The organism is Spirosoma soli (genome assembly GCF_042684525.1).
Classification (GTDB): domain Bacteria; phylum Bacteroidota; class Bacteroidia; order Cytophagales; family Spirosomataceae; genus Spirosoma; species Spirosoma soli.
In genome coordinates, this window is record NZ_JBHULN010000001.1 from 484026 (window position 1) to 497680 (window position 13655).

A 13655-nucleotide genomic window follows, 5' to 3' on the forward strand; every position below is an offset into this window, starting at 1 on the left:
CGCCATGAACCGTTTGCTGATTGTCTTGTTGCTTGTTTCCCTTATCAGTCCGGCGTTTCGTCCGGCTCTCCCGCTGGCCAAGACCCATGGTTCGGCAGTTAAGTCGACACCGGTTGCTGTAGAACCGGTAAAGCTTTCGTGGGAAGTCCTACGCGATGTCACGTTCAAGAAAAAATGGTATGCCGAAGAATCGGTTTACATGCTGTACCCCACCTTTGGTCAGAGTATTCAAAAGCTAAACGGCAAGGCGGTTGAATTAACTGGGTATGTACTGCCAGTTGATCTCGAATCTAACATATACGTACTATCGGCTTTTCCGTATAGCGCGTGCTTTTTTTGCGGAGGTGCTGGCCCCGAATCGGTTGTTTCACTGAAGTTTAAAAAAGCGGGTAAGAAATTTAAAACAGACGAACGTCGTACATTCCGTGGTACGCTTAAGCTGAATGCTGACAATATCTACGAGCTGAACTACATCTTAGCCGATGCCGAGATGATTGAGCAGTAGAATAGCAGCTTAGTTATTAAAAACTAAAGCCCTGACCAAGTTGGTCAGGGCTTTTTGGTAGATGGAATTTTGACAGACAATACAAATAATACTAGGGTAACTTATCCCCTTTTATTGTCATCTCCTCTTTGCTTTGCGTGGCAACAAAATCCGTTTTAGAGGTTAAACGCAACGTAACTCGATTACCCGTAAAACTGCCTTCGCCATTAAAATTCTGTAAATACTCTGTACCTGTCGAATACATATATACTTTACTCGTCTGCGGAGCAATATCGAACTTCCCTTCTCCTTTTAAAGAAGCTACTAAAGTTTTCTTCGAGAATTCGAACCGAAGCTCCGTTAATTGCTCACCTTTACTCACGTACAAGAAATCCGTATTCGTTGCCATTATAAGCGGTCCAGAGGTGTTGGCGACGGTAAATGCACTTGTGACGGTTAAATCATATCGGCCAATGTACCGGTCTCTGAGGTCAATATCGGCTTCCTGCTTACAACCGAAGCAGACAAAGAGGCAAAGTATGGTTAGAGCGGTAAAGGTTTTTTTCATATGGAACGGTACAATGTATAAGCGATAACTTAGCAATAATACGAACTTATCAGGCATTTCAGCCTGAAGGGCTTTAAACCAAAAACGCCCAATACATTGCTGTACCAGGCGTCATATTAGCTTTGTGTCACTACAGTGGAGAATATCGGATTCGAACCGATGGCCTCTACAATGCCATTGTAGCGCTCTAGCCAACTGAGCTAATCCCCCATTAGAGAAGTACAAAATAAGCAAACCCTTCTTTGTACTTCCTTTTTGTGGGTGCAAATATGAGCAAAAAAACGAATCAGCCCAAACTGAGGCTATATTTTTTCAATAGTACCAGGAACTTACCCGCTCTCTCAAATAGAGTTTGTTTTGTATTAACAAATGCGTAGTTTTGATAATAGTCCAGACACGTATGCATACCGTCTATATTATTTACAGCCCCTCGACCGACCAATATCACATTGGCCAAACCAAAGACTTAAAAATCAGCCTGTGGCAGCACAACGCCAAAACGAACCCTGCAACTGCCGCCGGTAAGCCATGGGAGGTCAAGTTTACGCAGCAGTTTGCTACTCGGAATGAGGCTCTTAGTTTAGAAATGAAATTAAAGAAAAAGGATCGTGTGTTCTGGGAAGAATTAATCAATAAAACCCAGCTCACTGCTTAAATCGTTTACGTTTACCAACAAAAAGACCGCTCCGGAAGGCGGTCTTTTTGTTTACTGTAATTCTTTGTTTTTGCTTAAAACGGTCGTAATGCTTTTACGAATCGACCTTTGAAATAGTCAGCGTACAGATTGTCTTCACGCACACCTCGCGAAGACGACGCATGAATAAACCGAATATCTTGCGCCCCGTTTACCTCGGTGACAATTCCAGTGTGCGATACGTAGCCTGCTTGCCCTTTATCGGGCACAAAAAAGATTAGATCGCCCGGCAAAATATCGTTCACTTCCACCTCTCGCCCTACTTCTGATTGCTGCCAGGAAATACGGGGCATTTTCAGACCAACCGTATTGAAAACGGCGTATACCAGACCGGAGCAGTCAATACCGTCGGTAGTGTTACCACCGGAGCGATAAGGGGTCCCCGTGTACGTCCGGGCAATCTTGACAACCTCCGGAACGTAGCGATTCTCATACGTGCGCGTGTCCACAGTTTTACCGGTTGCTTTAGCCGGAATAGCAGGCGGACGCGCTGGGGTTTTGCCGGTTGGTGTTCGACGGGCAACCGGTCTTGACGAAGCGGCACGACGGCTAACGGAATGCGATGGGCCGGAAGAACGCAGCGCTTCACAGGCAGTCAGTAGTGAAAGAGAGCAAGCACAAAGTAGAACGGGCGAAATAACCCGGAACCAGCGTTGTTGCATACGGATGGGATTAGGTTCAGTCCCATGTCTCACTCGTAAGTAAGACACGGGAGATAGACGCAACCTATCAAATTTTCATAGATAACGCAATTCGTTTCCGCGCGGTATCTACTTCTAACACCTTAACTTTTACTTTCTGGTACACTTTCACCACTGTTTTAGGATCAGAAACGTAGTGATTAGCCAACTGTGACACGTGCACTAAGCCGTCTTGCTTGACACCAATATCTACAAATGCTCCAAAAGCCGTGATGTTTGTTACAACGCCCGACAGCACCATACCCTCGTGTAAGTCCTCTACCGATCGAACTCGGTCGTCATACTCGAACACGGAAAGCTGCTCCCGAGGATCGCGGCCGGGTTTCTCCAGCTCAGTCAAAATATCACGCAGCGTTGGTAAGCCAACAGAGGTAGATACGTACTGTTCCAGCTTAATTTGTTTACGTAAATCAGGTTTCTTGATCAGATCAGCCACGGTACTTCGGACGTCAGCCGCCATTCGTTCGACAACGGCGTAACGTTCAGGATGCACCGCACTATTGTCTAATGGGTTCGTGGCACCCTCAATACGCAGAAATCCGGCACACTGCTCGAACGCTTTTGGACCAAGGCGGGGCACTTTTTTGAGCTGCTCACGGGACTTGAAGGCACCGTTTTCTGCTCTATAAGCCACAATGTTACCGGCAAGCTGAGGTCCCAGCCCTGACACATAGCGGAGTAAATAAGCACTGGCTGTATTAAGCGATACGCCAACCTGGTTAACACAACTTTCAACAACAGTGTCGAGGCTCGTTTTTAAGCCGCTTTGATCTACATCATGCTGGTATTGGCCAACACCAATCGATTTGGGATCAATCTTAACGAGTTCAGCTAAAGGGTCCATTAACCGTCGGCCGATACTAACCGCTCCTCGCACGGTAACGTCGTGTTTAGGAAACTCTTCGCGAGCTACTTCAGAAGCTGAATAGACCGATGCACCTTGCTCACTGACCATGAAAACAGGTTTTCCGGGATTCAGGCTCTGTACAAACGCTTCGGTCTCACGCCCGGCCGTTCCATTACCAATGGCGATGGCATCGATCTTATACTGAGCTACGTAATGTTGAACCGTCTGAGCGGCCTGCTGCTTTTGATTTTCCGATTGAAACAGATACAGAACTGTATCGACCAGTAGATTACCTTGGGCATCGAGGCAAACGGCTTTGCAACCCGTCCGGTAGCCCGGATCAATTGCCAGCACACGTTGCTGCCCCAATGGTGGACTAAGCAGCAGTTGGCGCAAATTCTCGGCAAAAATCTGAATAGCTTCTGTGTCGGCTTTCTCTTTCGAACGATTGTCAAATTCCGTTTCCAGCGATGGCTTGAGCAGGCGTTTATAACCATCGCGGATAGCCAGTGCCAGCTGGTCTTTGCAGGACCGTGATGCAGAGCGCTCGTTTATAAATTGGCGTTCGAGCCGTTCAATAGCGACGTCCTCGTCGGGGCCAATGCTGACACTCAACACCCCTTCGGCTTCTCCGCGACGCAGGGCAAGCAATCGATGAGAGGGTACCCGCCGTAACGGTTCGGCAAAATCGAAGTAATCTTTATACTTAACGCCTTCCTGATCCTTACCCTTTTTAACGACAGACCGAATGATCGCTTCACGCTCAAAAAGATTTCGAATTCGCTGTCGAGCATCAACATCTTCGCTCACCCGCTCTGCCAAAATATCGCGCGCACCCTGTAACGCGTCGGCAAGGGTTGGTACTGCATCAGAGATATAGCGTTGCACCAATCGTTCGATGTCAGTTTCGCGTTGGGCAAAAATCAGATTAGCCAGCGGTTCCAGTCCTCGCTCAATGGCGATAGTAGCGCGCGTTTTACGTTTCTGTTTGTAAGGTAGATAAAGGTCTTCGAGGTCGGTCAGCGAATCAGTGACTTCAATTTTCCGGCGCAGCTCGGGGGTTAACTTACCTTGTTCATCGATGGATTTAAGGATAGCCTCTCGGCGCTTATCGAGTTCAAGCAGCTTCTGGTACGTCTCTTTAATCGCCAGAATCTGGACTTCGTCAAGTTGATTAGTGGCTTCTTTACGATAACGGGCAATGAATGGTACAGTGGCTCCGCCGTCTAGTAGGTCAATAGTTGCGGCTACGGATCGGGCGTTTAAGCCAAGTTGGGCAGCAGTACGCTCTGGAACCCGGCGTTGTTCGGAGGATTGGGTCATGCAATAAAAGGTAATACAACCACAAAAATGGCCCTCCGAACCGATAGGGCAAAAAAAAACATGCCAGATGGCATGTTTTTTACAACGGTTGTCTTCGGTATATCTTACGATTAAGCCATTTCGACGTTCACGGCATTTAAGCCTTTCTTACCGCGCTCGACATTGAACTTAACCTTGTCGTTTTCACGGATTTGGTCGATGAGACCGGAAGCGTGTACAAAAATGTCTTCGCCACCGTCATCGGGTTTAATGAAGCCAAACCCTTTGGTTTCATTAAAGAATTTTACAGTTCCTGTTTGCATTGCTTGTTTTAAAATTTAAGCGAAGGACGGCACAATAAACTTGATTTCCAAATGTCCTCACAAATTTTCCCTTATATACCCAAATTATTTTCACAAACGGCCCAAAATGCCCTTACAAGCCAGGAAAGGCCTATATAATTGTTCATAAAGGCAACCATTAACTAGCTACGTAGCACCAGCGAGTTACAAATTAAAAATTTGATAACGCAGTAAAAGCTATTCTGTAATTTGCTAACAGTGAGTTATTAACATTACAGACTTGCTTTGCTTGACTATTTTGTAGCAATATGAGCTCGGACGCAGCCTCACTCCTTCGGTTAAATAGTTAAGTAAGGCAAGTACGGCTCTAACTTGTCGGTGTCACGGAAGGTGGTTACCTGATTGAGGCTATTGTTGTAGGCGTCATACTTAAGCTCTACATAAAAATCACGAAGGTTGTACAGCAGAAAAATGCTATCACCTTCGTATCGGTTGGCGAGTATATCGCCCGCGAAATAGAGCGTATCGAGTTGCTGCTGAGCAGGAAGTTTCGTAAAGTCGGCGGGCTGCATATTAATTGGGGTTGACAAGCGAAATAAGCAAAAAGCCAGCGTCAAGCCAAATGTCCATCCTTACTTTATAAACCACAACAAAAACACTCCTATAATACAAGTAAAATACCCAAACTAGTAAGAGCTTGCAATACAGTACAGTTGTCAGGCCCGGCTAATGAAGCCTGGCCTGACAACTATTATGAAATCTTTACTTCAGATCCTGTTTTAGCCGCTTTATATATAGCTTCTACAATTTTGATGTCACGTAAACCTTCTTCACCAGGCGCCAACACAGGTTTATTTTTAAGAATGGCTTCGGCATCGTCATCCATTTGCTTAGTTTGTTGCCAGGGCACTTCGTAAGGATGTTCAATCTTACCGCCATTCCATTGACCTTTCACGCCATTGTAAGCAGAGTAGGGCTCCATCTGCAATTTGCCTTTATTACCGGTTACGTGCAGGTAATTCATATTCATACCATAGCTCGTTTGAACGGCTGCTCGTGCACCGCTCGGAAAAATTAATTGAGCCATTGAGGTCTCGTCAAGCCCATTTTTATAGACTTCAGGACGGGTGGTAAACTGTTGGGCTGTTACCGCAATAGGTTCCTCGCCCGTTGCCAGACGAGCGCCTTGTAACACATATACGCCCATGTCATACATAACACCCCCACCCATTTCTTTCTTTTGTTTCCAGTGGTCAGTTCGTTGATCATAGTAACCGGCCGAGCAGCTTACCATCTGAATTTTGCCAATCTGCCCTTCACGTAACACCCGAATGTACTCCTGCGTGTTTGGCTCATGGTGAAGTCGGTAACCAACCGCCAATGATCGCTTGTTCTTATTGCAGGCGTCAATCATGTTCTGGCATTCTTTTGCCGTGACAGCCATCGGTTTTTCAACCCAGACGTGCTTTCCGGCCTTGGCCGCCCGGATTACATACTCTTCGTGCATCGAAGGGGGCAACACCACGTAGACCACATCAATGTCGGGGTTGTTGGCGATCTGATCGAACGTCTGGTAGGAATAGATATTCTTGTCGGGAATATTATACTGCTGCTTCCACTTCTCTGCTTTGGCTGGTGTACCGGTCACTATACCGGCCAGGTAGCAATTTTTCGTTTTCTGTAAGGCGGGAGCCAACAAATCTGTGCTGTAGTAACCCAGGCCCACGAGCGCTACACCTAATTTATCTTTAGCCGGGCGCGTAGCAGACAGAAGGACGTGAGGAGAAAAAGCCGCGGCTGCACTGGTAAGCGCAGCTGCATTCAGGAATGTTCTACGAGAGGTCATGAAAGTTTGGGTTTACGACTAAACGTTCGAAGCGCAATTTCTAAAGTATACCCAATTTTAAGTAATAAACTAAAAAATTTCTATCGAACCCGGCAACTAAGACTTTTGTTGGGTTAGGCGTTGTCTGTTCAGAACCTCCTAATTTTGTCTCATGTCAAAGAAAGTGAATATTGGCTTAGTACAGATGAGTTGCTCGGCCGACGTTGAGTCTAACATCCAGAAAGCCATCAACGGCATCCGTGAAGCCGCCCAGAAAGGGGCCCAGATCGTTTGCCTTCAGGAATTGTTTACGTCGCTGTATTTCTGCGATGTCGAAGATCACCATAATTTCAGCCTGGCCGAAGCGATTCCTGGCCCTACGACGGAGCGGCTGGGAAAGTTAGCCGGAGAACTAGGCGTGGTTATTGTGGCATCGCTGTTCGAGAAACGGGCGCAGGGGCTTTATCATAACACAACAGCGGTGTTAGATGCCGATGGGTCGTATTTAGGTAAGTATCGAAAGATGCACATTCCGGATGATCCGGGATACTACGAGAAGTTTTACTTCACACCCGGTGATCTAGGCTATAAGGTTTTCGATACAAAGTATGCCCGAATTGGCGTTCTAATCTGTTGGGATCAGTGGTATCCTGAAGCCGCTCGTATTACAGCCTTGATGGGCGCTGAGGTCCTCTTCTATCCTACTGCCATCGGCTGGGATACGAACGAACCCGATCCTAAGCAGAACGAAGAGCAATACAATGCCTGGCAAACCATTCAGCGTAGTCATGCCATTGCCAACGGCGTCCATGTGGTCGCCGTAAATCGCGTGGGTCGGGAGGCCGATCAGCAGTTCTGGGGTGGTTCTTTTGTCGCTAATCCCTTTGGGTCATTGTTGTATTTGGCGCCCCACGACCAGGAGCTTGTTCACGTACAGGAAGTGGATCTGGCCCTGTCCGAAAAGTACCGGACAACCTGGCCTTATTTCCGGGATAGACGTATTGATTCATATCAGCCCATCACAAAACGGTATATCGACGAGTAGCTTTTTTTAAGGAGTTACCTGTTCCTGAGCAGGTAACTCTTCTCCTTTACTATACATTATCAAGCCCTTGACTCGATCGATGAAACTACTCCTGTCTGTTTTAGTAACCAGCCTCGCTGGCTTAGGCTTTTGGTATACGAACTTGCTGGAACCTACGGCGCCAGAGGGAATTCATTTGCAGGGTCCTTTACCAGCGCAAACATCGCTCATATCGACCCCACGTGCACAATTTACACCAACTACCCGCAAAGGGTATTACAACATTGATGTGGTTGGCGATTTCACCCTGCCTGCAACTAAAACCATTACGTTCTCAGGAGCGGGGCGTAATCTGCACGTCCAGCAAGACCGCACCAAGCTCTTTCGGCGTGGCTTTTCTTCAGTTGAGCGAGGCAATATGGTGCCCAATGTAGAGATCTGGCCTGATATCAGTCCGCCACGGGGATGGAAGAGTAACTTAGCGCAAAGTCAACGAGCCGTGATCTTATATCAGAACTATTTCACCGAAGGGTTTGGACTAGGTTGGGCACGGGATAGCGAACAAGCGAAGAACGTTGTCTACCGCAACCCGCCTAATGCCAAAACGAATAACCGCAATACGCTGCACCAGGCTGCGATGGAGATGCAATCGAGCTGCGTGTTTTTTGGCGACTGTCCGCCCAGTGGCTGGAAGAGTACGTTTGGCAAGATTTTTCTGGACATTGAAAACGACGGGACGAGCGCTGGTAACGAGCAGGAACATGCTAATTTGTACACGTTCATGGCAAAGACGTTTAAAGAAAATATCAGTACCCAAACTGAGATTGGCTCCATCACACCTGTGCCGCACAACAGCTTCGGCTATTCTCGTGCCAGAGACTATACGACCACTCCGGAATGGCTCTGGAATATGCCTGCTAAACACACGGCGACCAGCCGTGAACGCGGTATGCCCGACGACATAGTAGGCAAGTCCTTTTCCGATTACGTTGATTTTCAAATGCCGGGCACCTATTACCTCTATCCCGAATTTGACTACTCAGCGAGCCATACTGATGATGGAAGCCGACACTGGCTAGCTGCTCTACTAGGCGAGCAAGAAGTAAACCTGAGGCTTTCGCCCAAGAAACGCATAGCCTGGCATTGGGTTTTTAACACGCAAAATGCCGAGTTTCCCAACAGCCTGAAAGCCGAACACCCAGCACCACCGGCTATTGCCGAAGGCATGGCCGTTTTTTACTGGTTCACAGGGGCTTATGGCGTCTTATTCTGGGACGACCACAAAGATTTGATTCCCGACCAACCCTCCCCCAATGACCCAGCCTTGAAAGGGTTAGGCAATGACCGGAATTACGCCTGCTACGAGCATTATATTCACGGCCTTTGGCGTCTCTTTAAGCATCATGGCGATCTGTTCAACGGTAAAGAAACGTACCTCAACGAAGCGACCGAATGTTCGTACGACGGAGGAAAAACCTGGTTTAAATACAATGCCAACCAAATTAAAACCCGCGACCTGCCGTTTGTTCGGGCCATCGTTAACGGCGATCAGATAGTGATAGCGGCCACGAAAGCCTATGCTCGCCCTGACCAAACAACTCAGGTGATGATGCGCTACGTGCAGAACGGCTATAATTTTTATACCGCCCTTACTCTGAAGGGAGATGAGATTTACTTAGGTCGGGCAACCATGAAGCGCTCTACGGATAGTAAACGGTCCATCCATTAAGCAAACATTCATAATCAGACAATAAAGTCAGCCTACTGATTTAGATGATACGTCGTCTACATCAGTAGGCTGTTCCTTTACTAATAACGGCTCCTTCATGACTCTCCTCTTATTATTAGTCAACATTCTTGTGCTCTGACGACCTGGTTAACTAACAACGGCTTTTGATTATGTAACAATGTTCGTCATATGAGCGTTGAATTTAAATAGGCATATATAGAATATATAATCTATAGAACTATTAGAATAAATTGCATTTTATGGATATTCGTTTGAAATCTAACCGGTGGTTTGCTCAGGAGTGGGTTGGGGTAGTCATTCTAGCCAGTATGTATATCATTGCTAAAATGCCCTTTCTGACTTACAATGGCCCGATCAACCCCGACGAAAGTCAAATGCTTACCCAAGCTATCACCCTTAAGCATGATCCTGTTTTCTGGCGTTCAGTAGATGGTACAACAAGCGGTCCCATCAATAGCTATCTTATTTGGTTATTGGATCAAATCGGCTTAAGCTTTAGTTACGTTCACTTACACTGGCTATCAACCACTCTGATTCTACTGGGGGTTTGGATTACTTATCGCACCCTATTACTGCTAGTTAATGCACGAACTGCACTAGTCGCCATAGCTATTACTTACAGCTTTTTTCTATTTTCTAATCATAAAGACTTCAACCATTACAACAGCGAATTGGCCTCGGTAGTCCTTCTCGCAGTAGCTTCATATATTCTAGCTCGAATCAGGACACTCGCAGAGGCACCTCTGTATTTGTATTGGACGTTAGGAGCAGTATGCTTTCTGGTTCCGTTAGCCAAACTGCAGGGAGGCCCAGTGGCTCTGTTGTATTTACTGTATGCAGGTGTAGAGCTGTTCAGCTCATCGCTGACTGCCGCCCGACGACGACTGGCCCTGGTAGTACTCGCCGGAGGTGCTGTTACTATGTTAAGTGTGTTACTTACTTTTTTAGCTACGCACGCCCTTTTGCATGACAGCTATGTCATGTATATTCAGACTAATCTAGTGCATTATAATGCAGGAAACAGTTTGTACATGGTTATGAAGCTGGTTTTTGGCTCTTCCTACGACTATTTGTTATTTCTATTATTCAGTGGTTTGCTATGGGCGTTTTTCGGTCTTAGCCGAACCACAAACCAGTACCGTAAACTGTTACGTAGCCGGTTCTGGTGGTTCTTGTGGGCCAACCTAATCGTATCATTCTGGGTAGTTGCTCGTACCGGCTACGTCTTTGAACACTATCTGTTTTATACCATCACGCCTATAACTCTCCTTAATGGATACATCCTTCAACAGTTGTTTTTTCAGCGGGATACGTATAGCCCTTTTCGAGTATCTTACCAGACGATAGCGGTTATCCTGTTGATTGGGCAGTTAGCGACCTACTGGTTGAAATTAGATCGGCAGAATCAACATTTTTCGCCCGCATCAGTACCATTCCACGAGCGCATAGTAACTTCTTTGATAAACTACTACGCAAAGCCAACAGATTGCCTGGCCGTCTGGGGGTGGAACTGCCGATACTACACAACATCGGGACTACGACAAGCCACACGGGAGAACCATTCCATCCGGTGCATGAAAACGAACTCGTTGGGCGCACTCCATAATCTGGCCTTAGTTGACTGGTATCGCCGTCAATACGTTAATGACATTAAACGTAATCGCCCCAGCGTTTTTATTGATGAAGTGCGGGCTAATAGTTTATTCAATCATCCAAACCAGGTGGCTCACGAAACGATACCGGCTTTGCAAACATTTATTGAAGCAAACTATCAGCTGGTTAGCTACAAGGAAGGCATATTGGTTTATGTGCGGAATGACCGATTCATGGCAAAGCATACGCACTCATCTTAATGTTGTAACCTTAAGTTTGTCGGTCAGCTTGGCTTCAAGCCGCTTTCGCTGTTGATCAGATCCAGTCGTTGCCCAGCTTGATGGCAAACTGTTCAGACTGATACCTTTACCGGCTTATCAGCAGAAACACAATAATTCAGCACTTATTATAGACGAAACCGCTAATTTCACGTCTTAGCCTTTTGTTGTTCCTTATCCTACTCCATGAATCTTGGTATTGAAATTGGCGGAACGAAGTTACAATTGATTACCGACGACATGACCGGCCGGATTGCGCAACGGTTTCGCTTTGAGGTAGACCCAGCCCAAGGCGCTGATGGCATATTGTCTCAAATTTATACCACAATTCAGGAACTACCCGAACCACCCCAGGCAATTGGTGTGGGGTTCGGGGGGCCCTTGAATTGGGAAACTGGCCGAATCGCTACCTCGCACCAGGTTGGTGGCTGGGCGGGCTTTGAGTTGGCTGCATGGCTAAGCGAACGGGTGCCCGGTGCTGTGGTTCGGGTAGAAAACGACGCGAATGTGGCCGCTCTTGGCGAGGCCCGCCAAGGCGTAGCCACTGGCTTCAAGCACGTATTTTACGTTACGCTAGGTAGTGGCGTTGGTGGGGGCTTGGTTGTAAATGGGCAGCTTTATCACGGAGCCACACCCGGCGAAGCCGAAATCGGTCATCTGTGGCTAGTGCCACCCAGCGGAGCAGACTTGCCCGGGCAAACCATTGAGCAGACAATATCGGGCTGGGCAGTCGATAAGCAAATTCAGGACCTGCTTCCTCAATTACCAGCAGACTCCGTATTGAAACGTTTGGTGGAGGAAGCACATACGGCTGGTTACACTGGCAAAGAAGCCCGTTTTCTGCATCCAGCCTACGAGGCTAGTGACCCGGCCGCCCGTATGTTAATTGAGCAGATTGGCTCGGTGCTGGCTTTAGGACTCTCGCACGTTGTTCACTTGTTTCACCCAGAAGCCATTGTGTTAGGGGGCGGTTTGTCGTTAATTGGCGAACCGCTACGGGCCGCTGTTCGCCAGGCGTTGCCGCGGTTTGTCATTAATGCTTTTCATCCTACTCCTGTTATCCTGCTCGCAAAACTTGGGGAGGACGCTGTACCTGTAGGTGCATTGGCTTTAGTTCAGTGAGCTACTGCTGTAAATTTCTCTATTCTTAAGCCCTTTACGAACTATCAAATGAACTTAGCCTATTTTGAGACATACATAAATCGGCAGAAGGCCACTTACGATACGATCCCTCTTGACCGGGTAGAACATTTGATTGACTTGGTAAAAAAGTGTTGGGCGGAGGACCGGCAGCTGTTTGCCTTTGGTAATGGCGGTAGTGCCTCCAACGTATCACATTTTATCACTGATTTGGGCAAGAGTGCCTCAGACCGGATGGGCAAACGTTTCCGGTGTTTATCCCTCAATGAAAACGTTTCCTGGATTACGGCGCTTGGCAACGACTATGCCTATGAAGACGTGTATGTTCAACAGCTACAGAACTATGCTCAGCCCGGTGATCTGGTCATTACATTGAGCGTCAGTGGTAACTCGCCAAACGTAGTGAAAGCCGTGCAATGGGCTAACGACCACGGTCTGACAACGATTGCCCTGGTTGGTGGTAAGCGTGGTAGATTAGCCGACCTTGCTCATGAGTCGATTGTTATTCAGGATGAACATTATGGACGTGTAGAAGACGCCCAAATGACCATTTGCCATATGCTGTGTTATGGGTTTATCGAATCCTAGCTAGCAATCTAGTTGACCAACTTCTGGTGCGTGATGACTACCGTTAGCAGGTAGCGCCTATGTTCATCCTGTTTCTCTGCATTAGATAAAGTGTAAAATTTGCTTTGCATTACCTCCACAAGTACCTGAATCGACAATGGAAATTATCACCAGAATCTTGATTAGTCTTGTAGCCATAGAGCACATTTACATATTATGGATAGAAATGTTTGCGTGGACGACCAAAGGCCGGACAACATTTAAATCCTTTCCGCCTGACTTGTTTGATAAAACAAAAGCCCTGGCAGCTAATCAAGGTTTGTACAATGGCTTTTTGGCCGCCGGATTAATCTGGTCATTGTTGATCAATGATCTTACCTGGCGCAGTCATGTTGCTTGCTTTTTTCTAAGCTGCGTTATTATTGCTGGCATTTACGGAGCCATAACGGCGCAACGATCTATTTTCTTTGTTCAGGCACTACCCGCCATTATTGCCATAGCGTTTACTTTGCTGGTAGGTATGTAATTGATGGTTAAGTGCTGTAAGATTAGTCATGGGGTTATGAGCGAAGCTTCTTAT

General features: G+C 47.0%; 14 protein-coding genes and 1 tRNA gene. 8 read left to right on the top strand and 7 right to left on the bottom strand.

Going from position 1 to position 13655, the window contains the following annotated elements; all coding sequences use genetic code 11:
- The first annotated feature begins 4 nt into the window (after positions 1-4).
- On the top strand, positions 5-505 hold the full coding sequence (locus ACFSUS_RS01910) for a DUF3299 domain-containing protein (protein WP_381518294.1): 501 nt from the start codon (positions 5-7) through the stop codon (positions 503-505).
- Between the two features lie 91 nt (positions 506-596).
- On the opposite strand, the gene ACFSUS_RS01915 is transcribed toward ACFSUS_RS01910, so the two are convergent.
- Both ACFSUS_RS01915 and ACFSUS_RS01920 read right to left on the bottom strand, forming a co-directional pair.
- A complete protein-coding gene (locus ACFSUS_RS01915) occupies positions 597-1052 on the bottom strand; it encodes a hypothetical protein (RefSeq protein WP_381518296.1) in 456 nt (151 codons plus the stop codon).
- 136 nt (positions 1053-1188) lie between these two features.
- A tRNA-Ala gene (locus ACFSUS_RS01920) sits at positions 1189-1262 on the bottom strand.
- A 190-nt stretch (positions 1263-1452) separates the two neighbouring features.
- Here ACFSUS_RS01920 and ACFSUS_RS01925 point away from each other — a divergent pair.
- Positions 1453-1707 carry a GIY-YIG nuclease family protein gene (locus ACFSUS_RS01925; RefSeq protein ID WP_381518299.1) on the top strand — a complete coding sequence of 85 codons (255 nt, stop codon included), beginning with the start codon at positions 1453-1455 and terminating at the stop codon, positions 1705-1707.
- 74 nt (positions 1708-1781) lie between these two features.
- Here ACFSUS_RS01925 and ACFSUS_RS01930 read toward each other — a convergent pair whose 3' ends face one another.
- The 5 genes from ACFSUS_RS01930 to ACFSUS_RS01950 form a co-directional block, all read right to left on the bottom strand.
- A complete protein-coding gene (locus ACFSUS_RS01930) occupies positions 1782-2408 on the bottom strand; it encodes a C40 family peptidase (protein WP_381518302.1) in 627 nt (208 codons plus the stop codon).
- A 67-nt stretch (positions 2409-2475) separates the two neighbouring features.
- Positions 2476-4617 carry a Tex family protein gene (locus ACFSUS_RS01935; RefSeq protein ID WP_381518305.1) on the bottom strand — a complete coding sequence of 714 codons (2142 nt, stop codon included), beginning with the start codon at positions 4615-4617 and terminating at the stop codon, positions 2476-2478.
- 110 nt (positions 4618-4727) lie between these two features.
- Positions 4728-4919: a cold-shock protein gene (locus tag ACFSUS_RS01940; RefSeq protein ID WP_012925283.1), complete on the bottom strand. Its 192-nt coding sequence runs from the start codon at positions 4917-4919 to the stop codon at positions 4728-4730.
- Between the two features lie 317 nt (positions 4920-5236).
- Positions 5237-5470 (bottom strand): hypothetical protein, encoded by a 234-nt coding sequence (locus ACFSUS_RS01945; RefSeq protein ID WP_381518307.1) that lies wholly within the window; start codon positions 5468-5470, stop codon positions 5237-5239.
- 179 nt (positions 5471-5649) lie between these two features.
- Positions 5650-6744 carry a Gfo/Idh/MocA family protein gene (locus tag ACFSUS_RS01950; protein ID WP_381518310.1) on the bottom strand — a complete coding sequence of 365 codons (1095 nt, stop codon included), beginning with the start codon at positions 6742-6744 and terminating at the stop codon, positions 5650-5652.
- Between the two features lie 151 nt (positions 6745-6895).
- On the opposite strand from ACFSUS_RS01950, the gene ACFSUS_RS01955 reads away from it, so the two are divergent.
- From ACFSUS_RS01955 to ACFSUS_RS01980, 6 genes are all read left to right on the top strand, one after another.
- Complete coding sequence (locus tag ACFSUS_RS01955; protein WP_381518312.1) at positions 6896-7768, top strand: carbon-nitrogen hydrolase; 873 nt, start codon at positions 6896-6898, stop codon at positions 7766-7768.
- 79 nt (positions 7769-7847) lie between these two features.
- The gene (locus ACFSUS_RS01960) at positions 7848-9476 is read left to right on the top strand and encodes a hypothetical protein (protein WP_381518314.1); all 1629 of its coding nucleotides are present in this window, start codon (positions 7848-7850) and stop codon (positions 9474-9476) included.
- Between the two features lie 260 nt (positions 9477-9736).
- Positions 9737-11350: a hypothetical protein gene (locus ACFSUS_RS01965; RefSeq protein WP_381518315.1), complete on the top strand. Its 1614-nt coding sequence runs from the start codon at positions 9737-9739 to the stop codon at positions 11348-11350.
- Positions 11351-11554: 204 nt separating this feature from the next.
- Complete coding sequence (locus tag ACFSUS_RS01970; RefSeq protein WP_381518318.1) at positions 11555-12490, top strand: ROK family protein; 936 nt, start codon at positions 11555-11557, stop codon at positions 12488-12490.
- Between the two features lie 48 nt (positions 12491-12538).
- A complete protein-coding gene (locus tag ACFSUS_RS01975; RefSeq protein WP_381518321.1) occupies positions 12539-13096 on the top strand; it encodes a D-sedoheptulose-7-phosphate isomerase in 558 nt (185 codons plus the stop codon).
- A gap of 136 nt (positions 13097-13232) precedes the next feature.
- Positions 13233-13601 carry a DUF1304 domain-containing protein gene (locus ACFSUS_RS01980; protein ID WP_381518324.1) on the top strand — a complete coding sequence of 123 codons (369 nt, stop codon included), beginning with the start codon at positions 13233-13235 and terminating at the stop codon, positions 13599-13601.
- Positions 13602-13655 lie beyond the last annotated feature (54 nt).

What these genes read in the sequence shown, in the direction of transcription:
- ACFSUS_RS01955 (WP_381518312.1), top strand. Translation starts at nt 6,896, where the DNA reads ATGTCAAAGAAAGTGAATATTGGCTTAGTACAGATGAGTTGCTCGGCC.
- ACFSUS_RS01950 (WP_381518310.1), bottom strand. Translation starts at nt 6,744, where the DNA reads ATGACCTCTCGTAGAACATTCCTGAATGCAGCTGCGCTTACCAGTGCA.
- ACFSUS_RS01940 (WP_012925283.1), bottom strand. Translation starts at nt 4,919, where the DNA reads ATGCAAACAGGAACTGTAAAATTCTTTAATGAAACCAAAGGGTTTGGC.
- ACFSUS_RS01975 (WP_381518321.1), top strand. Translation starts at nt 12,539, where the DNA reads ATGAACTTAGCCTATTTTGAGACATACATAAATCGGCAGAAGGCCACT.
- ACFSUS_RS01970 (WP_381518318.1), top strand. Translation starts at nt 11,555, where the DNA reads ATGAATCTTGGTATTGAAATTGGCGGAACGAAGTTACAATTGATTACC.
- ACFSUS_RS01965 (WP_381518315.1), top strand. Translation starts at nt 9,737, where the DNA reads ATGGATATTCGTTTGAAATCTAACCGGTGGTTTGCTCAGGAGTGGGTT.
- ACFSUS_RS01910 (WP_381518294.1), top strand. Translation starts at nt 5, where the DNA reads ATGAACCGTTTGCTGATTGTCTTGTTGCTTGTTTCCCTTATCAGTCCG.
- ACFSUS_RS01915 (WP_381518296.1), bottom strand. Translation starts at nt 1,052, where the DNA reads ATGAAAAAAACCTTTACCGCTCTAACCATACTTTGCCTCTTTGTCTGC.
- ACFSUS_RS01945 (WP_381518307.1), bottom strand. Translation starts at nt 5,470, where the DNA reads ATGCAGCCCGCCGACTTTACGAAACTTCCTGCTCAGCAGCAACTCGAT.
- ACFSUS_RS01980 (WP_381518324.1), top strand. Translation starts at nt 13,233, where the DNA reads ATGGAAATTATCACCAGAATCTTGATTAGTCTTGTAGCCATAGAGCAC.
- ACFSUS_RS01935 (WP_381518305.1), bottom strand. Translation starts at nt 4,617, where the DNA reads ATGACCCAATCCTCCGAACAACGCCGGGTTCCAGAGCGTACTGCTGCC.
- ACFSUS_RS01930 (WP_381518302.1), bottom strand. Translation starts at nt 2,408, where the DNA reads ATGCAACAACGCTGGTTCCGGGTTATTTCGCCCGTTCTACTTTGTGCT.
- ACFSUS_RS01960 (WP_381518314.1), top strand. Translation starts at nt 7,848, where the DNA reads ATGAAACTACTCCTGTCTGTTTTAGTAACCAGCCTCGCTGGCTTAGGC.
- ACFSUS_RS01925 (WP_381518299.1), top strand. Translation starts at nt 1,453, where the DNA reads ATGCATACCGTCTATATTATTTACAGCCCCTCGACCGACCAATATCAC.